Below are 21,542 nucleotides of genomic sequence, written 5' to 3' on the forward strand. Positions count from 1 at the left end.
CTCAAGGTTTCGACAGGTCAAATCGTTGATTGGGCCGAGGCGCTTGGGTTTGCCTCGATGGAACCTATTTAACGACTGGAAGGTATCGCGCATGTGTCGGGAACCGGCCCGGATAAATCAGTACGTATCTGCGCGCGGCCGGGATACAGAGGGATACAAACCTGCGCAAAAACCACGTTTTTGCCTGCGTGTGTATCCACACGCAGGCCAGATACACTGCAATACAAAGGGCGACGGGCAGGCGCACGAAGCCTCGATAGACTGTGTGACATTCCCACTTATCAGAGGCCCCGCCCCATGGAGCACATCGATCACATCCTCATCGTTGACGATGACCGCGAGATCCGCGAACTGGTCGGCAACTACCTGAAGAAGAACGGCCTGCGCACCACTGTCGTGGCGGATGGGCGACAGATGCGCGCGTTCCTCGAAACCACGCCTGTGGACCTGATCGTGCTGGACATCATGATGCCGGGTGACGATGGCCTGCTGCTTTGCCGCGAGTTGCGCGCGGGCAAACACAAAGCTACGCCGGTGCTGATGCTCACCGCACGCAACGATGAGACCGACCGCATCATCGGCCTGGAAATGGGCGCCGACGACTACCTGACCAAGCCGTTCGCTGCCCGTGAACTGCTCGCGCGCATCAACGCCGTGCTGCGCCGCACGCGGATGCTGCCGCCGAACCTGGTCGTCACTGAAAGCGGTCGGCTGTTGGCTTTCGGGCGCTGGCGCCTGGACACTTCGGCCCGGCACCTGCTGGATCAGGACGGCACCATGGTGGCGCTGAGCGGTGCCGAATATCGCTTGCTGCGGGTGTTCCTCGACCACCCGCAACGGGTGCTCAATCGCGATCAACTGCTGAACCTGACCCAGGGCCGCGACGCCGACCTGTTCGACCGTTCCATCGATCTGCTGGTCAGCCGTCTGCGCCAGCGCCTGCTGGACGACGCCCGCGAGCCGGCCTACATCAAGACCGTGCGCAGCGAGGGTTACGTTTTCTCGCTGCCGGTGGAAATACTCGGTGCCCCGTCATGACGCTGCCAATGCGCTGGCCACGCACCCTGGCCTCGCGGCTGTCGCTGATTTTCCTGATCGGCCTGATCCTGGCCCAGGTGCTGTCTTTCGGCGCGCAGTACTACGAGCGCTACGAAAGCGCGAAGAACACCATGCTCGGCAATCTGGAAACCGACGTCTCGACCTCCATCGCCATCCTCGACCGCCTGCCCGCCGCAGAGCGCGCCAGCTGGTTGCAGCAGCTGGAACGGCAGAATTACAGCTATTTGCTCAGTGACGGCTCGCCGGGGACGGCCATGGCGCCGGACATGCCCAATGCGCCAGTCGCCATGGCTTCGATCAAAGACGCCATCGGCCATGACTACCCCATGACCTTCACCGAGATCCCGGGGCCGAAAAAACACTTCCAGGTTCACCTGAAACTGGCCGACGGCAGCCCGCTGACCATCGATGTACGGCCAGCCATGAAGCCATTGTCGCCGTGGTTGCCGATCGTATTGCTCGGGCAGCTGGCGCTGATGCTTGCCTGTACCTGGCTGGCCGTGAGAATTGCCATCCGTCCCCTGACCCGCCTCGCCGATGCCGTGGAAACCCTGGACCCCAACGCCCACCCGGTGCTCCTCGACGAACAGGGTCCGACTGAAGTCGCCCACGCGGCCAAGGCCTTCAACGCGATGCAGGCACGCATCGCCGCCTACCTCAAAGAACGCATGCAACTGCTGGCAGCCATCTCCCACGACCTGCAAACCCCGATCACGCGCATGAAACTGCGCGCCGAATTCATGGACGACTCCAGCGAGAAAGACAAACTCTGCAACGACCTCGGCGAGATGGAGCACTTGGTACGCGAAGGCGTGGCCTATGCCCGCAGCATCCACGGCGCCACCGAAGAAAGCCGCCGCACCGACCTGGACTCGTTCCTTGACAGCCTGGTGTTCGACTATCAGGACATGGGCAAAGACGTCCAGCTCGCTGGCAAGAGCGCCAGCGTCATCGACACCCGCCCCCATGCGCTCAGGCGAGTGCTGGTCAACCTGACCGACAACGCACTGAAATTCGCTGGCGCGGCAGAGCTTTGGGTGGAAAAAAAGGCCGACGGCAGCCTGTTGGTCAAAGTCATGGATCGAGGGCCGGGTATTGCCGAGGAGGAACTGGCGCAAGTCATGCAACCCTTCTACCGCGTGGAAAATTCAAGGAATCGCAGCACCGGCGGCACCGGGTTGGGTTTGGCGATTGCCCAGCAACTGGCGATGGCGATTGGAGGGTCGCTGACCTTGAGCAATCGTGAAGGGGGTGGGTTGTGTGCGCAGCTCCGGTTGCCGGGGTAAAGGGGCTCTGTGCAGGAGTCAGGCTTGGTTGCACAGGCATTGGGGGACGGCTGCAAGGGATGAGTCGGCTGTAAGGTTGCCGTCGTCGGCTGTAAGGTTGCCATCGCCGGCAGGCCGGCTCCCACGGGGGCTGGGTACAGTCGCAAGAGATTTGTCGGCCGTCACGCGGCCAATGCGAGCACGCTCGCGCAAGGGGTTGGTGCCGGTTTGGGGCATTCGTCGCTCCAGGCAATACCCCACTGGCCCGGGACTAGACTTAATGCACGCAGGACCACTTACCATCCTGCCCATTCCCACGACCACCGCCCAGCGGCGAACGCCCAGGCAAACCCAGCCTCTGGACCGTGATCCTGCCATAGGAGCACACGTGATGGACGAGGCCAGACTCAATGATTTCATGGGCAAACTGGTAAATGACATGGGCGGCGCGGCAATGCTCGCCAATGTCATCCTCGGCGAAGAGCTCGGGCTGTACCGGGCCATGGCCGACAGCCAGCCAGTGACCCCCGAAGCACTCGCCGACAAGACCGGCTGCAACCCCCGCCTGCTGCGCGAGTGGCTCAGCGCCCACGCTGCCTCCGGTTATATGGAACACCGCGACGGTCAGTTCCGCCTGCCCGAGGAGCAAGCCCTGGCGCTGGCCATCGAAGACTCACCGGTGTATGTGGCTGGCGGTGTCGGCGTGGTTGCGTCGTTTTTCCATGACAAGGACAAACTGGTCAATGCCATGCGCGGCAATGGCGCCCTGGCCTGGGGCGATCACCATCCGTGCATGTTCAGCGGCACTGAACGCTTCTTCCGGCCCGGGTACAAAGCACACCTGATCGCCAAATGGCTGCCGGCCCTCGATGGCGTAGTGGCAAAACTTGAAGCCGGCGCTAAAGTGGCGGACGTTGGCTGCGGCCACGGCGCTTCGACCGTGATCATGGCCCAGGCATTTCCCGACTCGCGCTTCGTCGGTTTTGACTACCACGCGCCCTCCGTGACCGTCGCCACCCAGCGGGCCGAAGAAGGTGGCGTGTCAGACCGCGCGCGTTTTTTCCAGGGCACGGCAAAAAGCTACCCTGGAACCGACTACGACCTGATCTGCTATTTCGACTGCCTGCACGACATGGGCGACCCGGTGGGTGCAGCGCAACACGCCTATGAATCGCTCAAACCCGACGGCACTGTGCTGCTGGTCGAGCCCTTCGCCAACGACGCGCTCGACGACAACGCCACCCCGGTAGGCCGACTGTTCTACGCCGCCTCGACCTTTATCTGCACGCCCAACTCGCTGTCCCAGGAGGTCGGTCTCGGGCTCGGTGCCCAGGCCGGGGAAGCGCGGTTGCGCAAAGTGTTTACCGAAGCCGGTTTCTCGATCTTTCGCCGGGCCACCGAAACGCCGTTCAACCTGATTCTGGAAGCTCGCAAATAACCGCTTTGCAGGTCCACCATTGTCCGCTTAGCGTGGGTGAGCGAGCTGTGAGGCTCGACTGTAGATCCAGCCCTCACCCCAGCCCTCTCCCGGAGGGAGAGGGAGCCGATCGGGGGATATTGGACGTATCCTTCGACCTGAAAATACTTTGCCGAATCCATAATCGATGAAATGTATCAGGTCGCATAATTTTCTGAGACAACTCGGTCGGCTCCCTCCTGGCGTTCCAATTTTTCGGGAGGGATACTTCCTCGAATCCATAATCGATGACATGTATCAGGTCGGATAATTTCCTGAGACAACTCGGGCGGCTCCCTCCTGGCGTTCCAATTTTTCGGGAGGGATACTTCCTCGAATCCATAATCGATGACATGTATCAGGTCGGATAATTTCCTGAGACAACTCGGGCGGCTCCCTCCTGGCGTTCCGATTTTTCGGGAGGGATACTTCCTCGAATCAAAAATCGATGACATGTATCAGGTCGCATAATTTCCTGAGACAACTCGGTCGGCTCCCTCTTGGCGTTCCGACTTTTCGGGAGGGATACTTCCTCGAATCCATAATCGAAGAAATGTATCAGGTCGCATAATTTCCTGAGACAACTCGGTCGGCTCCCTCCTGGCGTTCCAATTTTTCGGGAGGGATACTTCCTCGAATCCATAATCGATGAAATGTATCAGGTCGCATAATTTCCTGAGACAACTCGGTCGGCTCCCTCCTGGCGTTCCGACTTTTCGGGAAGGATACTTCCTCGAATCCACAATCGATGACATGTATCAGGTCGCATAAATTCCTGAGACGACTCGGGCGGCTCCCTCCTGGCGTTCCAATTTTTCGGGAGGGATACTTCCTCGAATCCATAATCGATGACATGTATCAGGTCGCATAATTTCCTGAGACGACTCGGTCGGCTCCCTCTCCCCCTGGGAGAGGGCTGGGGTGAGGGCTTTGCTTTAACTACAGCGCAAAATCCTCAGCCCTGAGCACATCAAACAACGCCTGCGCCGCCGCCGACAGCTCGCCGCCCGGCAAGGTCAACACCCCGATCGCCCGTTCCACCACCGGGTCGCTCAGGGTGATGCAACGTGCACCCAGCTCACGCATCTGCCCGGCACACAACGCCGGCACCGCGCTCACCCCCAGGCCACTGGCGACCATCCTGCCCACGGTCGCCAACTGATGGCTTTCAAATTCCACCGGCAGCTTCATCCCGCGCGCCTGCAAATGCTCCTCCAGCATCACCCGCAACGTCGAGGGGCGCTGCAGGGTAATGAACGGTTCCTTGAGCAAGGTCTGCCAGTCGATTTCATCGAGTTCGCAAAGCGCCGAGTCCAGCGGTACCACCGCCACGAAGCGATCGATATACAGTGGCGTGAACTGCAGCGAAGAGCTCTGGGTCGGTTCGAACGCCACCCCCAACTCAACCTGGCGATCGCGGACCATTTCCAGCACTTGTTCGTTGATCACGTCATTGACCGTGACGTTGACCTTCGGATAACGGGCCCGGAAGGTCTTGAGGATCGGCGGCAACAGGTTACCGGCAAACGACGGCATCGCCGCCAGGGTCACGCGGCCGCGCTGGAGGGTAAAGCGCTGGCGCAGTTCATCCTCGGCATTGTCCCAATCGGCTATGAGCCGGCGTGCCAGCGGCACCAGCGCTTCGCCTTCGGCAGTGAGGGCGACGTTGCGCGTATTACGGGTGAACAAGCGTCCACCCAGCCCCTCTTCCAGCGCCTTGATGGTCAGGCTCAAGGCCGACTGCGACAAGTGCAGGCGCTCGCAGGCCACGGCGAAGCTCAAACTCTGGGCCACGGCCAGAAAGGCACGGATCTGCTTGACGGTCATGGTCGCTCTACTCCAGTGGTAAGCTGCAAGCTTGTAGCCGCAAGATGGTGCCAGCCGAGGGCTACGGGTGCGTTCGGATAGTTTGTTGATTTTTTCAACTATTGAGTTTTATCTATCAATTAACCTTAAAAATCAACTTAACAAATCAATCTCCCGGCGAGACACTTCAACCATTACGGCTAGCCAGCCGCCCACAAAGAATAAAAGAGGTGCATATGGCAGGTTTCGACAAGCGCGTGAGTTCCTACGAGGAAGCTCTGGCCGGTCTGGAAGACGGCATGACCGTCATCGCTGGCGGCTTCGGTATTTGCGGTATCCCGGAAAACCTGATCAACGAGATCAAACGCAAAGGTACCCGCGACCTCACCGTGGTTTCCAACAACTGCGGCATTGACGGTTTCGGCCTCGGCGTGCTGCTCGTAGACCGCCAGATCAGCAAGGTGGTGGCCTCCTACGTCGGCGAAAACAAGTTGTTCGAAGAGCAACTGCTCAGCGGCGAGATCGAAGTGGTTCTGACGCCCCAGGGCACCCTGGCGGAAAAAATGCGCGCAGGCGGCGCCGGCATCCCGGCCTTCTTCACCGCGACCGGCGTCGGCACCCCGGTGGCCGAAGGCAAGGAAGTTCGCGAATTCAATGGCCGCCAGTACCTGATGGAAGAATCCATCACCGGCGACTTCGCCATCGTCAAAGGCTGGAAAGCCGACCATTTCGGTAACGTGGTCTACCGCCACACCGCCCAGAACTTCAACCCGCTGGCCGCTACCGCCGGCAAGATCACCGTGGTCGAAGTCGAGGAAATTGTTGAACCCGGCGAGCTGGACCCGACCCAGATCCACACCCCTGGCATCTACGTCGACCGGGTCATCTGCGGCACGTTTGAAAAGCGCATCGAACAGCGCACCGTGCGTAAGTGATCCCCTGCCCCCGGACCGAATGAAGGAATAACAACAATGGCACTTTCCCGCGAACAAATGGCTCAACGCGTCGCCCGCGAAATGCAGGACGGCTTCTACGTGAACCTGGGCATCGGCATTCCGACCCTGGTCGCCAACTACATTCCCGAAGGCATGGAAGTCATGCTGCAGTCGGAAAACGGCCTGCTGGGCATGGGTCCGTTCCCGACTGAAGACCAGGTCGACGCCGACATGATCAACGCCGGCAAGCAGACCGTTACCGCACGCATCGGCGCATCGATTTTTTCTTCCGCCGAATCCTTCGCAATGATTCGCGGCGGCCATGTCGACCTGACCGTGCTGGGTGCCTTTGAAGTAGACGTCCAAGGCAACATCGCCTCGTGGATGATTCCCGGCAAACTGGTCAAGGGCATGGGCGGCGCAATGGACCTGGTAGCTGGTGCAGACAACATCATCGTCATCATGACCCACGCGTCCAAGGATGGTGAATCCAAGCTACTGGACCACTGCAGCCTGCCGCTGACCGGTGCCGGCTGCATCAAGCGCGTACTGACCGACCTGGCTTACCTGGAAATCGAAAATGGCGCTTTTATCCTCAAGGAACGCGCGCCAGGCGTCAGCGTCGAAGAAATCGTCGCTAAAACCGCTGGTAAACTGATCGTGCCGGAGCACGTTCCGGAGATGCAGTTCGCTGCCCAGTGAGGAATCATTCCATGCAAGAAGTCGTCATTGTTGCCGCCACGCGTACCGCGATCGGCAGCTTCCAGGGTTCCCTGGCCAATGTGTCTGCGGTTGACCTGGGCGCTGCGGTGATCCGTCAGTTGCTGGCGCACACCGGCCTGGACCCCGCCGAAGTCGATGAAGTGATCATGGGCCAGGTGCTGACCGCCGGTGCCGGGCAAAACCCTGCGCGCCAGGCCGCGATCAAGGCCGGCCTGCCGTTCGCCGTGCCGGCCATGACCCTGAACAAGGTCTGCGGCTCGGGCCTCAAGGCCTTGCACCTGGGCGCCCAGGCCATTCGCTGCGGTGACGCAGAGGTGATCATCGCCGGTGGCCAGGAAAACATGAGCCTGTCCAACTACGTCATGCCCGGTGCCCGCACCGGCCTGCGCATGGGCAATGCGCAGATCGTCGACACCATGATCAGCGATGGCCTGTGGGATGCGTTCAACGATTACCACATGGGCATCACCGCCGAGAACCTGGTGGAAAAGTACAACCTGACCCGTGAGCAACAGGACGCCTTCGCGGCCGCCTCCCAGCAAAAAGCCGTGGCAGCCATTGAGGCCGGGCGCTTTGCCGAGGAAATCACGCCGATCCTGATTCCCCAGCGCAAGGGCGATCCTCTGTCCTTCGCCACCGACGAGCAGCCACGGGCCGGCACCACCGCCGAATCCCTGGGCAAGCTCAAGCCGGCCTTCAAGAAGGATGGTTCGGTGACCGCCGGCAACGCTTCGTCGCTCAACGATGGCGCCGCTGCAGTGATCCTGATGAGCGCGGACAAAGCCAAGGCCCTGGGCCTGCCGGTGCTGGCAAAGATTGCAGCCTACGCCAATGCCGGCGTCGATCCGGCCATCATGGGCATCGGCCCGGTTTCGGCGACCCGCCGTTGCCTGGACAAGGCCGGCTGGTCGATCGGCCAACTGGACCTGATCGAAGCCAACGAAGCCTTCGCCGCGCAATCGCTGGCGGTGGCCAAGGACCTGGAATGGGATCTGGACAAGGTCAACGTCAACGGAGGCGCTATCGCCCTCGGTCACCCGATCGGTGCGTCGGGCTGCCGGGTGCTGGTGACCTTGCTGCACGAAATGCTCAAGCGTGATGCCAAAAAAGGCCTTGCCACCCTGTGCATCGGTGGTGGTCAGGGCGTCGCCCTGGCGCTCGAAAGGGCGTAAGCCAACAGCGTTCAACAGACTGCGCGGGGACCCACGAAGAACCGCTGCAGCCTGGAAAAACACCCGGTGCGATTAACGTCGCACCGGGTTCTTTTTTTCTGCGACACAATGCGAAGCTGCTCCTCCTACAGGCACTTTAGAACTTTGTATACAACCTCTGAGAATCTATAGAGCAATCAGTGCTAACGTTACGCTTCCCAAAAGGCCGGAGACGTGCGCGTGTTGATCCTCAAACTGCTGGTGATCCCAGGTTTTCTGCTGCTGATTTCCCTTGCCGGCAAACGTTGGGGGCCCAGTGTTGCAGGCTGGTTATCGGGGTTGCCGGTGGTGGTCGGGCCGATTCTGCTCTTCCTCGCCATCGAACAAGGTGAAGTATTTGCCGCGCAATCGGCAATGGCCGCACTGTCGGCCATGTTCGCGATGATCGCCTTCTGCGTGACTTACGCCCAGGTTGCGCAACGGGCCGGGTGGCCGCTGGCCCTGGTGGTATCGCTGGCAGTCTGGGGCGCGGCGGCCATCGCGCTGTCGCTGGTGCCCCCGTCCCTGGCGTTGTCCGTGTGCGCCGCCGCCACCGCGCTGCTCGCCGCGCCATACCTGTTCCCCGCCGCTCAGCCGTTGGGCAGCGGACCGGCGCTGAAATCCGACAAGCTGATACTGCGCATGATTGCCGGCGCCGTGCTGACCCTGGTCGTGACCCTGCTTGCCAGCACCGTCGGCGAGCGCTGGAGCGGCCTGCTCGCGGTGTTCCCGGTGTTGGGCAGTGTAATGGCGGTGTTCTCCCAGCAAACCCGCGGCCCGGCGTTTACTGCCGCATTGCTGCGTGCCACCGCCACCGGGATGTATTCGTTCGCCGCGTTCTGCCTGGTGCTGGCGCTGGCCTTGCCAGGCATGGGGCTCAATGCGTTCGTACTGGGTGTCGCCGTGTCGGTGGCCATGCTCGGCGTGACCCGGCGCTTGCTGGCGCGGCCGGTCGGCACGACCGCAGCCACGGATCGCACGGCAATCAAGCGCTGATCCGCATCGACCCGTACATCGGCGCTGGATGCATCAATCACTCCATGGGATGATTCGCGCCTCACCGCGCGCCCCACCCCTGGAGTCTTCCCATGTCACTGTTGAGTAAAAAAGCCCTGGTCCTGTTGCTGGCTGCCGTCACAGGTATAGGGGCTTTGAATGCGCAGGCCGCCAAGGCCGCGTCCAGCGACGCTCCGGCCCAGAAAGTCTCGATGCTTGGCGGCAAATTCACCTTCAATCTGCCCAAGGGTTTCATTACTACCGCACTGCCCGACAGCCCTACCGGCGCCAGCGGCACCATGTACAGCAACGAGGCCACCAAGACCGTGGTGATCGCCGCTGAAAACAATCTGCCCGAGGGTGTCAGCGTCAAGGACAACGACGGTAAATTCCTCGACGACACGCTGGCCGACTTCGACACCGCTCAACGCAAATCCCTGCCGGATTACAACAAGCTCAGTGAAAAAAGCATGACATTGAAAACCGGGCTGGGCCTGCGCCAGGTCGACGGCACCGCCACTCAGGGTGGCGGGCTGACGCTCAACACCACGCTGATGGCGGCGTCCGGTACGCGCATGGCAGTGGTTCAGGTGATTTCCCGTCCGCGCGACATGGCCGCCCACGAAACCCTGGTCAAGCAGCTCGTCAGCGGCAAATAGCAATCAAGGGTTGAGGCGCTGTAACCAGGCGCTCAAATCCTCTATCTCGGCGGCGCTGATGCTGTGACCGAGGCCCGGATAAGCGTGGAACTCAGGCTCCAGCGAGACGCTCTGCAACAGGCTTCTGGCCTCGGTACCATCACTGATGGGCAGGCGTTTGTCCTCCTCGCCATGCCCAATGAAGATCGCCAGCGACTGGCGTTTTTCATCCGGCTTGAGCTCGGACTTGAGCACCGGCAAAATGCGCCCGCCCAATGCTGCAATCCCGCCCACCGCCTCGGGGTGCCGCAAAGCCACTTCGTAGGACATGATTGCGCCCTGGCTGAAACCCACCAGGTACACCCGCTCAGGCTCGGTGTGATATTTCTTCGCCGCGCCTGAAATGAAGTCCAGCAACAGCTGACTGCTGTTCTTCAGATCATCGGTCTCACCGTCGTAGGCGCCTTCGCCTTTTTTGCGAAACCACTGATAACTGCCCTCTTCAATCACCATGGGTGCGCGTACCGACAGGTAGGTGTATTGCGCGGGTAAATCGTCCTTGATGCCAAACAGGTCCTGCTCGTTGCTGCCGTATCCGTGGAGAAAAATCACCAGGGGCTGATTCTGCGATTCGGCTGTGGTTTGTTCCAGGTACTTGAGCGCAAGATCTGACTGCAGCGGGGTTTGAGCGTGGACGGCGGCGGATGCCAGCAGCGTGAGCAGAGCGAGAAATTTCAACATAAGCCTTCCTTCACAGAGCGCAGGATTCGGTTCAGAGCCTAACACTTTTGTCGCTGCTCCATTCCCCCCTGTGGGACGGACTTGCCAGCGATGGGGCCCTCACAGCCAACATCCATCGCGACGGGCAAGCCCGCACCTAAAGGGGGGTATCACACAGGGTTGCGGGATCAGTCGTTGATCAATTTCCCCACCCGAATCGGCTCGCGTCCGGCTACTTTTGCCTGCCAGATCCCCGGCTGGGTGTAGCGTCCACGGTCGATGGCAAACAACACGCCGCTGGTGCCGGCCCGTACAGTCGTGACCTTGTCGGTCAAGGGGTCGACCACTTCAAACAGTGCGTCGCCCTTCTCCACCCATTCCCCCGCCTCACGCAGGAAGCTGACCACGCCATGATGGGGGGCGAACAAGTACTGGGTGCCCTCGAACGGCATGCCTTCACAGCAGTCGCTCGGCGCCACTGGCCAATCGCCGCCGATGAAGCCCTGTTCGGCGAGAAACCCGAGAATGGCCTCGCAATTGGCCAGGGCCTGGTCGACCCGGGTGTCGCCCATGCTGCCCAACTCGAGCGTGGTGGCGAGGTTGGCCGCCGGGATCGCTGCGTCAGGGTAGGCCCTGGCCAGGCGCAACCATGGCGAGGAACAGGACTCGTCGAAAGAGCTGCCGCCGGAGTCTTCACAAAGCAAGGCCACCCCGGCTTTCAGGCGCGCGGCCAGGGATTGCCATTGCGGCCAGTGTTGCGGCAAGGCGTAGAGATGAATCGCCGCGTCGAAATCGCAATGCAGATCGAGGGTGATGTCGGCATCGCACGCATGGCGCAGCAACAGGCGGTGCATGGCTTCGAGTTGCGAAGCGGCGGCCGGCAAGCTGTCGAGGACCTGGCCCATGGCCTGGCGAATCAGGGCAATGTTGGCCTGTGCATCGGTGCCCAGGCGCTCGCCGATCAACTCGGCGACCGGTGCACTGAGCTCGACGAACGAGCGGTTGAAGTTCTTGCCGCTGCCCAGCTCGAAGCGCCCCATGTGGCTGCCTTGAAGGTGCTGATCGAGGCCGATGGGATTAGCCACCGGCACCAGTTCGATCACGCCTTGCAATTGCCCCAGGCTTTCCAGCTCGGCCAGGCGTTTCTTCAGTTCCCAGGCTGTGCGCATGCCCGGCAACTCATCGGCATGCAGGCTGGCCTGGATGTAGACCTTGCGCGGGCCAGCGCCATAGCGAAACACGCTAAGGGTGCGCTCGGTTCCCAGGTGGCTCCAGGGCAGTGGATGGTCGATGCGTTGCATGGCTGAACTCCTGATGTCTGTACGGCGCAATGACCTGTGGGAGCGAGGCTTTTGTGGCGAGGGGGCTTGCCCCCATTGGACTACGCAGCAGTCCCATTCCCTAGCGGCTTCGCAGCTCAACGGGGGCAAGCCCCCTCGCCACAATAGTCCCGTCGCCAACAAGCCCTCTTGCCGAACAAGGCCACTTGCCACATTGAATCGCGCCTACAGGTCTCTTAGCGCTGAAAATGATTGCACAAAAAAAATGGCAACCGCGTCAACGGTTGCCATTTTTTTGAACGGCTTGGTTATTCGCCGTAAACGTCAAACTTGAAGTACTTGTCCTGCACTTGCTTGTACTTGCCGTTGGCGCGGATTTCGGAGATGGCGGTGTTGAACTGCTCGGCCAGGGCGGTATCACCCTTGCGCACGGCAATGCCGGCGCCGCCACCGAAGTATTTCGGATCGTTGTACTCAGGGCCGACGAAAGCGAAACCTTTACCGGCGTCGGTTTTCAGGAAACCGTCGTCCAGGTTGACCGAGTCGGCCATTAGCGCGTCGATGCGACCGGACACCATATCCAGGTTGGCTTCCTGCTGGGAACCGTAACGCACCAGGACAATGCCTGCCGGTTGCAGCACTTCGGTGGCGAAACGGTCATGGGTACTGGCGCGCAGTACGCCGACTTTCTTGCCCTTGAGTTCGGTCAGCGGGTCCTTGACGTCGGAACCTTCCTTCATCACGAAGCGCGCAGGGGTGTGGTAGTACTTGTTGGTGAAATCGACGTTCTTCTTGCGATCGTCGGTAATGGTCATGGACGACAGGATGGCGTCGATTTTCTTGACCTTGAGTGCCGGGATCAGGCCGTCGAATTCCTGCTCGACCCAAGTGCACTTCACTTTCATCTGCTCGCACAGGGCATCGCCGATGTCCACATCGAAACCGGTGAGTTTGCCGTCAGGGGTTTTCATCGAGAATGGCGGGTAACCGGCTTCGATACCGATGCGGATCGGCTTGGCGTCTTCGGCCACGGCGGTCAGGGACAACATCGACAGTGCCAGGGCACCGAACATCACTAGCTTTTTCATTTATAACTCCTGCGTGCGGAGGCTTTTATTGGCAGCTTTCGACTCTCAGCTTTCGAACGTCGCCTTGTGAGCGAAAATCGAAGTGGCCGGCAGTCTAGAGCGGCAACAGGAGGCTAAATTGCGTGCAAGCGACAAATACTTATGAAAATCGGCTTGTGTGATGCAGCATTCAAAAGTACGCGCCATGGCGGTGCAAAAGACTGTCAGATAATTTCCCGCTTTAAGCAAAAACTGCCCATTTTCGGGCAGTTCTGAGCGGCAACGTCAAAAGACCGTCCGCAGCTGCAGGAAGCCTTCTGACGATCTATGTGCTACTTCAACATTCGCATCCGATAACGGCTTTGGCAGATGGTTGCGCCGCAACATTCAACTCAAACCCCTCATCCAGCCACCCAGTCACCCCGCCGATCATCTCTTTGACGGGGTAGCCGAGTGCCGCCAGCTTCACCGCAGCCTTGTTCGCGCCGTTGCAGTGGGGCCCGGCGCAATAGACCACGAACAAGCTCGACTTCGAATAATTCGCCAGACTTTCGGCGGTAAGCTGGCGCCCCGGAATATTGATAGCTCCCGGTACATGACCCCGTTCGAACGCCAGCGGGCCACGTACGTCCACCAGGATGAAATCGACTTCGCCGGCCTCCTGACTGGCGTGGACGTCGGAACAATCGGTTTCGAACGTCAGGCGATTGGTAAAGTGCATCAGGGCAATGGCCGATGGGGCGGCAGGTATTTCGCGGACCAGACTGGGCATGGGGGGGTACTCCAAAGTGTCGGTGGGTGTGGGAAGACTTTATCTGCCTGCCACTTGCAGCTACAGTGGCGTACAAGACATCGACCGGGAACTTTCCGCCAATATGCAATCTGCCCCAGGACTCGTCGCGATTCTGGCCTACGACGGCCTCTGTACCTTCGAGTTCGGCATCGCCGTGGAGATCTTCGGCCTGTGCCGGCCGGATTTCGACTTCCCGTGGTACGAGCACCGGATCGTCGCCGTCGATCAAGGCCCGATGCGTGCGATGGGCGGCATCCAGGTGCTGGCCGATGGCGGTATGGAACTGCTCACAGAGGCTCGCACCATCATCATTCCAGGCTGGCGCGATCGCAGCGCGGCGGTGCCCGAGGAACTACTCGACGCCCTGCGCCGGGCCCATGCCCGCGGCGCTCGATTGCTGTCGATCTGCTCCGGCGTGTTCGTGCTCGCGGCCACCGGTCTGCTCGACGCCCATGGCGCTACCACCCATTGGCGCTATACCGATGAACTGGCCGAGCGCTTCCCCAATATTCTGGTGGACCCGGACGTGCTCTATGTCGATTCCGGCCAGTTGATCACCTCTGCCGGCAGCGCGGCGGGCATCGATGCCTGCCTGCATCTGGTGGCGCGGGATTTCGGCACCCAGGTCGCCAACTCGGTGGCGCGGCGACTGGTCATGTCGCCCCAGCGCAGCGGTGGGCAGGCGCAATTCATTCCAACCCCTGTAAGCCCTGCGCCGCGCAGCGATCTTTCCCGGGTCATGCAGTGGGCGCGCGAACGCCTGCATGAACCGCTGGAAGTCCGCGACCTGGCCAGCGAAGCGGCCATGAGTGAACGCACGTTCCTGCGCCGCTTCAGCGAAGCCAGCGGCCAGTCACCGAAGACCTGGTTGCAGCATGAGCGCCTCGGTCGCGCCCGTGAATTGCTCGAAAGCACCGACCAGAACACCGAGCAGATTGCCCAGCGCTGTGGTTATCGCTCGGTGGAAAGTTTCCGGGTGGCGTTTCGCAGTGTGGTCGGGGTGCCGCCATCGGTGTATCGGGAGCGGTTTGGGCACAAATCCTGTATTTGAGGTGATTTCAAGGACCCCTTCGCGAGCAAGCCCGCTCCCACATTGGATCTGTGGCGAACACCACATTTGTGTGCAACGAAGATCCAGTGTGGGAGCGGGCTTGCTCGCGAAGGGGCCAGCCTGACCACTCCGAAATTCAGGGCTTGCGCAGCAGATAAGTATCCATGATCCAGCCATTGGCCAGTCGGGCCGCCTTGCGCACCCGCTCGATTTCATCCGCCACATCCTTGAGTTTGCCGCTGATAAGGATTTCGTCCGGCGTGCCCAGGTAAGCTCCCCAGAAAATCTCCGTCTCCTGATCCACCACCTGCCGGTAGGCATCCTGCGCATCGAGCATCACCACCAGGCTGTCGGCATCGCTCACCTGCCCTGCCGTCAGGCGCCGCCCCGTGGTGATCTCGACCGAGCGGCCGATCTGATTGAGCGCGACCTTGTGTTGCGCCGCCAGGGCCTGGACGCTGGTAATCCCGGGTATCACTTCGAACTCGAAAACACAGGCACCTGACGCCACAATCGCCTGCAGGATGCGAATCGTACTGTCGTACAGCGCCGGGTCGCCCCAGACCAGAATACCTGCACACTGGTCATCAGCCAGTTCCTCGTTGATCAGGCGCTCGAAGGTTTTCTGCTTGCCAAGGTTAAGATCATCGACACTGGACCTGTAGTCCGGATCGCCGCGTTCGCGCTCAGGGCAGAGCGCTTCGACAAAACGGTATGGATGACCGCTGATGTAGCGCTCGCAGATTTCCCGGCGCAGGTCGATCAGCTTGTGTTTGCTCTCCCCCTTGTCCAAGAGAAAAAACACGTCGACCTGATTCAACGCCTTCACGGCCTGCATCGTGATGTAGTCGGGATGACCGGCGCCAATGCCGATCACCAATAGTCTTTTCATCAGTGCCTTTCCTCGGGATCGGTGCCGGGCAAGCGGAGCCGCCAGCGACCATGGAACCTCAACTCGACGGTCGCCAGCGGTTCGACGTCAATCTGATTGGCGCAGGCGCCCTGCAACACCTGAGTCAACGCCGCGCGAATGACAAAGGGGTGGGTGATGGCAACGATCCGTGCCGATTGCCCCTGCAAGGAAGTCAGCCAGGCGGCCACCCGCTCGCCGAGTTGAGCCACCGACTCGCCTCCATGGGGTGCCGACGCCGGGTCGTCGAGCCATTGCTGGAGTACCAGCGGTTCGGTTTTTTGCAAATCACCAATGCGCATGCCTTTCCAGCGTCCGAAATCACAGTCCCTCAGCGCCTCGACAACCTGCGGGTCACGGCCAAACAAGCCAGCGGTTTGCCGTGTGCGCAGTTCCGGGCCGCACAGCAAAAGCGCTGCGTCATCGAACTGATGACGACGCGAGCCTTGAGCCCCTTGCCAATCCGGTTCCAAGGGTTCGTCCACAGGAAAACGCGCCAGTTTCTGTGCGACTGTTCGAGCGTGGCACATCAGGGTCAAACGGGTCGCCTGCACAAAGATCACTCTATCCACGGGAAGGGAAACGGCATTGCACCATCATTGATTATGCAATTGTGCCGCAAGAAGGTCGTACCGGGGTGTTTGCTTTTGCTGATCGACGCCGCTGCATTTCGCCCCATTTTCGGGCACGCGTAGCCCGAGCGTAAATTAACTAGACAGGCAATACTCGATAATTAAATACTGTTTTCAACGGATTGTAGAAACGTACTTTCCCCTCATCCAGCAGGAGCCCGGATGCCCTATCTCAATGATTCGATCAGCAGTTCCACCACGCTATCGCCTCAACCTGAATATTCTGGCGTCCGCCAGGTTCAACGTCGTTAAACCCGGAAGCGTCTGACAAGAAAAAGAGCAGCGCCTGACAAACGTTCAGACGACTGCCGATTTAATGTGTGGAAAACCGACAGTGATAGTCGGGTTCGGCGGCTAGACCACCGAATCCATTGATACAGGAGTATCTCCATGCTGGTCTTGCGTCCCGTCGAACTGACCGACCTCCCCCAGTTGCAGCGTCTGGCTCGCGAAAGCCTCGTGGGCGTCACGTCGCTGCCCGACGATAGTGAACGGTTGCGCGAGAAGATTCTCGGCTCCCGTGCCTCTTTCGACCAGGACGTGCAGCATCAGGGCACGGAAAATTACCTGTTCGTGCTAGAAGACCTGACGACTCGGCGCCTGGCGGGCTGTTCGGAAATTCTCGCCACAGCCGGCCCCGGCGAGCCGTTCTACAGCCTGCGCAACCGCGACTTCACCAGCGCCTCGCGGGAGCTGAACATCGAGCACGGCGTCTCGGCGTTGTCGTTGTGCCAAGACCTCAGCGCTCACACCTTGCTGCGCGGTTTGCATATTGACCCACCGCTCTCGCGAACGGTGTATTGCGAATTGCTGTCGCGGGCGCGCCTGCTGTTCATCGCCGCCCACGCCCGGCGCTTTGCCGAGGCGGTGATTACCGAAATTGTCGGCTTCAGCGACGATCAGGGGCAATCGCCGTTCTGGGATGCCGTGGGCAAGCATTTCTTCGACCTGCCTTATGTGGAGGCCGAACGGTTGTGTGGCCTGGAGAGCCGGACGTTCCTCGCCGAATTGATGCCGCAATACCCGATTTATGTGCCCATGCTGCCCCAGGCCGCACAGGACTGTATCGGTAGAATCCACCCCGATGGCCAGGAAGCCTTCGATATCCTTGAACGTGAAGGCTTCGAAACCAACAGCTATGTCGATCTTTTCGATGGCGGCCCGACGCTGTACGCGCGCACCGCGAATATCCGTTCCATCGCCCACAGCCAAAGGGGGATTGCGCAGCCTGGAACAATCATCGATGCCACGGGCACCTACCTTGTCAGCAATGAATCCCTGGGTGATTACCGGGCCATCGTCGCCGACCTGGGCCCCATCGCCGGCCAGTCGGTGACCCTCGATGCAGCCATGTGCGCAGCCTTGAAAGTCACCGCGGGCAGCCCGGTCCGCCTGATCGCCCTGTGAGCATGACCCGACAGGTACAACCACGCATTCATGAAGAAGGAACTGCAGCATGATTGTTCGCCCGGTTCAGATCACTGACCTGCCCGCCTTGCTGATGCTGGCGCGCCAGGCCGGCCCGGAATTGACCAGCCTGCAAGCCAGTGAAGAACGCGTGACCCACCGGGTTCGCTGGGCCCAGCGGACCTTCGCCGAACAGGTCGATCGTGCCGACGCCGATTACCTGTTCGTGCTCGAAGACGACGAGCAGCAAATTCTCGGCGTCAGCGCCTTGACCGGCGGGATCGGGATGCGTGAGCCCTGGTACAACTACCGCGTCGGGTTGACGGTCAGCTCATCACCGGGCCTGGGTATCCAGCGCCAGATCCCGACCCTGTTCCCGAACAATGAAATGACCGGGCAATCGGAAATCAGCTCTTTGTACTTGCGGCCCGATCAGCGCCACGGGACCAACGGCCGGCTGCTGGCACTGGGGCGCCTGTTGTTTGTCGCCGAATTTGCCCACCTGTTCGGCGATAAACTCATCGCCGAACTGCGCGGCTGCGCCGACGAACATGGCTGCTCGCCGTTCTGGGACAGCCTGGGCCGGCATTTTTTCAAGATGGACTTCAAGCACGCCGATCACTTGTCGGGGCTGGGCAACAAGTCATTCATCGCCGAACTGATGCCCCGCCAGCCGCTCTATACCTGCCTGCTGACCGAACAGGCCCAGGCCGTCATCGGCAAGGTCCATCCGGACAACGCAGCGACATTGAAGATCCTCACCGACGAGGGTTTTACCCACCAGGGCTACATCGACATCTTCGACGCCGGCCCGGTTATCGAAGCCCCGCTTTCGGCTATCCGTACCGTGCGTGACAGTCAGGCGCTGCTCCTGGCCGTGGGTTCAGTCGATGAACATTCGCCCCACTGGCTGATCCACAACCGCCGGCTGGAAAACTGCCGCATTACCACTGCCCCTGGCAGGCTGGCGGGCAACAGCCTGATGGTTGATCGCCAGACCGCCAAGCGCCTGCAACTGCAGCCTGGCGATTCGGTACGCGCAGTGCCGTTGCTCAACCAGCGCCAGCGAGCGGTGGCGGCATGATCGCCGCCCTGTAGTGATTGTCGAGATACGCTACAAGCAAGACTTTCCTCTTGCCCGCTGTCACAACGGTCGGGCGCATTCGGTCGTGGCTTGCAAATTCGTCATCATTGTTGCCCCCCCTCGTGATAGCCTTTTGTTCCTTCGGCGTTGACACTTTTGCTCAAGCCTTTCCATTCCATTGGTGGAACTCATATGTCCAGGCTTTCTCATCAAGATTTGCGCCGTAATTTTCGTCAACTGTTCGCGTCCAACACCTGTTACCACACCGCTTCGGTTTTCGACCCTATGTCGGCGCGCATCGCCGCCGATCTGGGCTTCGAAGTCGGGATCCTCGGTGGCTCGGTCGCGTCGTTGCAAGTACTGGGGGCACCCGACTTTGCCTTGATCACCCTCAGCGAATTCGCCGAGCAGGCCACCCGCATCGGCCGTGTCGCCCAACTACCGGTGATTGCCGACGCCGACCACGGTTATGGCAATGCACTCAATGTCATGCGCACCATTGTCGAGCTTGAACGCGCCGGCATCGCCGCCCTGACCATCGAAGACACCCTGCTGCCAGCCCAGTTCGGGCGTAAATCCACCGACCTGATCTCGGTAGCCGAAGGTGTCGGCAAGATCCGCGCCGCGCTGGAAGCCCGTGTCGACACGGAAATGGCGATCATCGCCCGCACCCACGCGGGGATCCTGCCGGTCCAGGAAATCATCAGCCGCACCCGGCAATATCAGGCGGCCGGTGCGGATGGCATTTGCATGGTCGGGGTAAAGGATTTCGATCACCTGGAGCAGATCGCCGAGCACCTGAGCGTGCCGCTGATGCTGGTGACCTACGGCAACCCATTGCTGCGCGATGACCAGCGCTTGGCGGAACTGGGCGTGCGCGTGACCATCGACGGCCACGGCGCCTACTTCGCGGCAATCAAGGCCACCTACGACTGCTTGCGTGAACAACGCCAGATCTTCACCCAGGCGTCGGACCTGAACGCGACCGAACTGACCCATACCTACACCCAGCCGGAAGAATATATCCGTTGGGCGAAAGAGTTCATGAGTGTGAAGGAATGACAGCCTGATGCAGGTGTAAACCGGTCAGCCGCCTTCGCGAGCAAGCCCGCTCCCACACTGGCCCTTCGTTGCGCACAAATGTCATGTTCGCCACAGATTCAGTGTGGGAGCGGGCTTGCTCGCGAAGGCGTCGGTTGCTACATCTGATCACTCACAGCAAATCCAGCAGTTCAGGCTCGGATTTGCCATCCCCACAGCAGATCACGCGGTTACGCCCGGTGGTCTTGGCTTCGTACAGCGCGTGATCGGCGTCGTTGAGCCAGAGGGTGGCGTCAGAATGCTGCGGGTCAAACGCCGCCAGCCCGATGCTCAGGCTGACCTTGAGGGCCGGATCCTGCTCATAGCCCAGTGTCGCAAAGCGATTGCGCAGGGCATCCATGACCGCCGCCGCACGGTCCAGTGGCAGGTCGGGAAGGATCACGCAGAACTCGTCACCACCGTAACGTCCGCCGACATCGGCCGCGCGCAGGTTCTGCCTGAGCATTTTGCCGAGCTGGCGCAATACGATGTCACCGGCCACATGGCCATAGGTGTCGTTGATGGCTTTGAAATGGTCGATGTCGATCAACGCGATGGCCCCGCCCTTGTGCTGGCGCTTGCAGCGCTGGAATTCGATTTCCAGCTGATCCTTCCAGGCACCGTGATTGAGCAGCCCGGTCAGGCTGTCGGTACGGCTCAGGGCCAGCAATTCGCGCTTCTGACGGCCGAGCGTGTGGGCTTGCCGAAAGCAGATCCAGCCCAGCAACAGCGGATAAAAACACAGCAAGGGTAAACAGGCGTAAAGCTGCAGCGGGCTGGTCGCCGGAATGAAGGCCGGGGCGAAAATCTGCAGGCCGACGCCAATCCCCAGCACCTGGGCTGCAGTGCCCGCCAGCAGAAAACGCAGGCCGCCAATGGCCACGTTGTTCATTGCCATCATGGAAATGGTGGTGGCGCTGGGCAGCGGGTTGAACTGCATCGCGGCAATCCAGAAACCACCCATGAAGGCATCTATCAGCAGATTGCGGTGCTCGGCGTGATAAGGCGCCCGGGCACGACGTGCCCATTGGTACGCCAGATGGGGCCAGAGCAGCGCATTGACCAGCATCACCTCCCAGGCCCAGGGTGGCGGGTCCAGCGGGTACATTGCCGCGCCCACGCACAGCAATCCAAGGAGAAGCCCGAGGGTTCGCGACGTATAGAGCCTCCTGGCCAGGGAAATTCCTTGTACTGCAGCTTTTTCCATGGGGCCTCTGTGCCACTGGACGGAACCGGATCACTGTGCCTCTTTCATGCTGGAGTTTATCAGGGCGAGGTTAAATAGCCATCACCGGCTGGCGGCCGCCACCCCTGGGCACGAATGGCTAGCGCAGGCTGTGCTCTTTCGAGCGTTGGGGACGCTCAAAGCGCCAAAAGACAAGATCAAAAGATCCCAGCCTGCGACAGCGCCTACATCGGTCTATACATGAATGTGGAGTTGGGGAAAAAA

20 protein-coding genes are annotated in these 21,542 nt (G+C 60.6%); 12 read left to right on the forward strand and 8 right to left on the reverse strand.

Annotated elements, in window-relative coordinates; translation table 11 throughout:
* The first annotated feature begins 297 nt into the window (after positions 1-297).
* The 3 genes from KW839_RS02400 to KW839_RS02410 all read left to right on the forward strand — a co-directional run bounded on the left by KW839_RS02400 (position 298) and on the right by KW839_RS02410 (position 3,762).
* Entirely contained in the window at positions 298-1,038 is a 741-nt protein-coding gene (locus tag KW839_RS02400) for a response regulator (RefSeq protein WP_218423272.1), read from the forward strand.
* On the forward strand, positions 1,035-2,345 hold the full coding sequence (locus KW839_RS02405; RefSeq protein WP_218423273.1) for an ATP-binding protein: 1,311 nt from the start codon (positions 1,035-1,037) through the stop codon (positions 2,343-2,345). Before KW839_RS02400 ends, KW839_RS02405 begins: the two co-directional genes overlap by 4 nt.
* Before the next feature lie 370 nt (positions 2,346-2,715).
* The gene (locus KW839_RS02410; protein ID WP_218423274.1) at positions 2,716-3,762 is read left to right on the forward strand and encodes a class I SAM-dependent methyltransferase; all 1,047 of its coding nucleotides are present in this window, start codon (positions 2,716-2,718) and stop codon (positions 3,760-3,762) included.
* A 957-nt stretch (positions 3,763-4,719) separates the two neighbouring features.
* Here KW839_RS02410 and KW839_RS02415 read toward each other — a convergent pair.
* Complete coding sequence (locus KW839_RS02415) at positions 4,720-5,607, reverse strand: LysR family transcriptional regulator (protein ID WP_218423275.1); 888 nt, start codon at positions 5,605-5,607, stop codon at positions 4,720-4,722.
* Positions 5,608-5,822: 215 nt separating this feature from the next.
* Between KW839_RS02415 and KW839_RS02420 the strand changes: the two genes are divergently transcribed.
* The 5 genes from KW839_RS02420 to KW839_RS02440 all read left to right on the forward strand — a co-directional run bounded on the left by KW839_RS02420 (position 5,823) and on the right by KW839_RS02440 (position 10,089).
* Positions 5,823-6,521, forward strand: a complete 699-nt coding sequence (locus tag KW839_RS02420; RefSeq protein WP_060543660.1) for a CoA transferase subunit A — start codon at positions 5,823-5,825, stop codon at positions 6,519-6,521.
* Between the two features lie 36 nt (positions 6,522-6,557).
* Positions 6,558-7,223 carry a CoA transferase subunit B gene (locus KW839_RS02425; RefSeq protein WP_060543661.1) on the forward strand — a complete coding sequence of 222 codons (666 nt, stop codon included), beginning with the start codon at positions 6,558-6,560 and terminating at the stop codon, positions 7,221-7,223.
* A gap of 11 nt (positions 7,224-7,234) precedes the next feature.
* Positions 7,235-8,416 carry an acetyl-CoA C-acetyltransferase gene (locus KW839_RS02430; RefSeq protein ID WP_218423276.1) on the forward strand — a complete coding sequence of 394 codons (1,182 nt, stop codon included), beginning with the start codon at positions 7,235-7,237 and terminating at the stop codon, positions 8,414-8,416.
* Between the two features lie 219 nt (positions 8,417-8,635).
* Positions 8,636-9,430, forward strand: a complete 795-nt coding sequence (locus tag KW839_RS02435) for a hypothetical protein (RefSeq protein ID WP_218423277.1) — start codon at positions 8,636-8,638, stop codon at positions 9,428-9,430.
* A 92-nt stretch (positions 9,431-9,522) separates the two neighbouring features.
* Positions 9,523-10,089, forward strand: a complete 567-nt coding sequence (locus KW839_RS02440) for a hypothetical protein (RefSeq protein ID WP_060543664.1) — start codon at positions 9,523-9,525, stop codon at positions 10,087-10,089.
* A 3-nt stretch (positions 10,090-10,092) separates the two neighbouring features.
* On the opposite strand, the gene KW839_RS02445 is transcribed toward KW839_RS02440, so the two are convergent.
* The 4 genes from KW839_RS02445 to KW839_RS02460 form a co-directional block, all read right to left on the reverse strand.
* Positions 10,093-10,809 (reverse strand): alpha/beta hydrolase, encoded by a 717-nt coding sequence (locus KW839_RS02445; RefSeq protein ID WP_060543665.1) that lies wholly within the window; start codon positions 10,807-10,809, stop codon positions 10,093-10,095.
* A 167-nt stretch (positions 10,810-10,976) separates the two neighbouring features.
* A complete protein-coding gene (locus KW839_RS02450) occupies positions 10,977-12,089 on the reverse strand; it encodes a succinylglutamate desuccinylase/aspartoacylase family protein (protein WP_218423278.1) in 1,113 nt (370 codons plus the stop codon).
* Between the two features lie 287 nt (positions 12,090-12,376).
* A complete protein-coding gene (locus tag KW839_RS02455) occupies positions 12,377-13,156 on the reverse strand; it encodes an ABC transporter substrate-binding protein (RefSeq protein WP_060543667.1) in 780 nt (259 codons plus the stop codon).
* A 316-nt stretch (positions 13,157-13,472) separates the two neighbouring features.
* Entirely contained in the window at positions 13,473-13,907 is a 435-nt protein-coding gene (locus tag KW839_RS02460) for a rhodanese-like domain-containing protein (RefSeq protein ID WP_060543668.1), read from the reverse strand.
* 103 nt (positions 13,908-14,010) lie between these two features.
* On the opposite strand from KW839_RS02460, the gene ftrA reads away from it, so the two are divergent.
* Positions 14,011-14,979, forward strand: a complete 969-nt coding sequence (ftrA, locus tag KW839_RS02465) for a transcriptional regulator FtrA (RefSeq protein ID WP_218423279.1) — start codon at positions 14,011-14,013, stop codon at positions 14,977-14,979.
* Between the two features lie 136 nt (positions 14,980-15,115).
* Here ftrA and cobF read toward each other — a convergent pair whose 3' ends face one another.
* Positions 15,116-15,871, reverse strand: coding sequence for a precorrin-6A synthase (deacetylating) (cobF, locus tag KW839_RS02470; RefSeq protein ID WP_218423280.1), 756 nt, complete (start codon positions 15,869-15,871; stop codon positions 15,116-15,118).
* A complete protein-coding gene (locus KW839_RS02475; protein ID WP_218423281.1) occupies positions 15,871-16,443 on the reverse strand; it encodes a histidine phosphatase family protein in 573 nt (190 codons plus the stop codon). The genes cobF and KW839_RS02475 overlap by 1 nt, the downstream gene beginning before the upstream one ends.
* Before the next feature lie 468 nt (positions 16,444-16,911).
* Here KW839_RS02475 and KW839_RS02480 point away from each other — a divergent pair, with 468 nt between their 5' ends.
* The 3 genes from KW839_RS02480 to KW839_RS02490 all read left to right on the forward strand — a co-directional run bounded on the left by KW839_RS02480 (position 16,912) and on the right by KW839_RS02490 (position 20,074).
* Complete coding sequence (locus tag KW839_RS02480) at positions 16,912-17,928, forward strand: arginine N-succinyltransferase (RefSeq protein ID WP_218423282.1); 1,017 nt, start codon at positions 16,912-16,914, stop codon at positions 17,926-17,928.
* A 49-nt stretch (positions 17,929-17,977) separates the two neighbouring features.
* Complete coding sequence (gene astA / locus KW839_RS02485; RefSeq protein ID WP_218423283.1) at positions 17,978-19,012, forward strand: arginine N-succinyltransferase; 1,035 nt, start codon at positions 17,978-17,980, stop codon at positions 19,010-19,012.
* Positions 19,013-19,204: 192 nt separating this feature from the next.
* Positions 19,205-20,074 carry an oxaloacetate decarboxylase gene (locus KW839_RS02490; RefSeq protein WP_060543674.1) on the forward strand — a complete coding sequence of 290 codons (870 nt, stop codon included), beginning with the start codon at positions 19,205-19,207 and terminating at the stop codon, positions 20,072-20,074.
* A 151-nt stretch (positions 20,075-20,225) separates the two neighbouring features.
* On the opposite strand, the gene KW839_RS02495 is transcribed toward KW839_RS02490, so the two are convergent.
* A complete protein-coding gene (locus tag KW839_RS02495) occupies positions 20,226-21,299 on the reverse strand; it encodes a diguanylate cyclase (RefSeq protein WP_218423284.1) in 1,074 nt (357 codons plus the stop codon).
* Positions 21,300-21,542: the final 243 nt, after the last annotated feature.

This window comes from Pseudomonas sp. PDM31 (genome assembly GCF_019218965.1).
Classification (GTDB): domain Bacteria; phylum Pseudomonadota; class Gammaproteobacteria; order Pseudomonadales; family Pseudomonadaceae; genus Aquipseudomonas.

Bases quoted from the DNA above. Each gene is read 5' to 3' on its own strand.
- KW839_RS02400 (WP_218423272.1), top strand. From the start codon at position 298: ATGGAGCACATCGATCACATCCTCATCGTTGACGATGACCGCGAGATC.
- KW839_RS02405 (WP_218423273.1), top strand. From the start codon at position 1,035: ATGACGCTGCCAATGCGCTGGCCACGCACCCTGGCCTCGCGGCTGTCG.
- KW839_RS02410 (WP_218423274.1), top strand. From the start codon at position 2,716: ATGGACGAGGCCAGACTCAATGATTTCATGGGCAAACTGGTAAATGAC.
- KW839_RS02415 (WP_218423275.1), bottom strand. From the start codon at position 5,607: ATGACCGTCAAGCAGATCCGTGCCTTTCTGGCCGTGGCCCAGAGTTTG.
- KW839_RS02420 (WP_060543660.1), top strand. From the start codon at position 5,823: ATGGCAGGTTTCGACAAGCGCGTGAGTTCCTACGAGGAAGCTCTGGCC.
- KW839_RS02425 (WP_060543661.1), top strand. From the start codon at position 6,558: ATGGCACTTTCCCGCGAACAAATGGCTCAACGCGTCGCCCGCGAAATG.
- KW839_RS02430 (WP_218423276.1), top strand. From the start codon at position 7,235: ATGCAAGAAGTCGTCATTGTTGCCGCCACGCGTACCGCGATCGGCAGC.
- KW839_RS02440 (WP_060543664.1), top strand. From the start codon at position 9,523: ATGTCACTGTTGAGTAAAAAAGCCCTGGTCCTGTTGCTGGCTGCCGTC.
- KW839_RS02445 (WP_060543665.1), bottom strand. From the start codon at position 10,809: ATGTTGAAATTTCTCGCTCTGCTCACGCTGCTGGCATCCGCCGCCGTC.
- KW839_RS02450 (WP_218423278.1), bottom strand. From the start codon at position 12,089: ATGCAACGCATCGACCATCCACTGCCCTGGAGCCACCTGGGAACCGAG.
- KW839_RS02455 (WP_060543667.1), bottom strand. From the start codon at position 13,156: ATGAAAAAGCTAGTGATGTTCGGTGCCCTGGCACTGTCGATGTTGTCC.
- KW839_RS02460 (WP_060543668.1), bottom strand. From the start codon at position 13,907: ATGCCCAGTCTGGTCCGCGAAATACCTGCCGCCCCATCGGCCATTGCC.
- ftrA (WP_218423279.1), top strand. From the start codon at position 14,011: ATGCAATCTGCCCCAGGACTCGTCGCGATTCTGGCCTACGACGGCCTC.
- cobF (WP_218423280.1), bottom strand. From the start codon at position 15,871: ATGAAAAGACTATTGGTGATCGGCATTGGCGCCGGTCATCCCGACTAC.
- KW839_RS02480 (WP_218423282.1), top strand. From the start codon at position 16,912: ATGCTGGTCTTGCGTCCCGTCGAACTGACCGACCTCCCCCAGTTGCAG.
- astA (WP_218423283.1), top strand. From the start codon at position 17,978: ATGATTGTTCGCCCGGTTCAGATCACTGACCTGCCCGCCTTGCTGATG.
- KW839_RS02490 (WP_060543674.1), top strand. From the start codon at position 19,205: ATGTCCAGGCTTTCTCATCAAGATTTGCGCCGTAATTTTCGTCAACTG.
- KW839_RS02495 (WP_218423284.1), bottom strand. From the start codon at position 21,299: ATGGAAAAAGCTGCAGTACAAGGAATTTCCCTGGCCAGGAGGCTCTAT.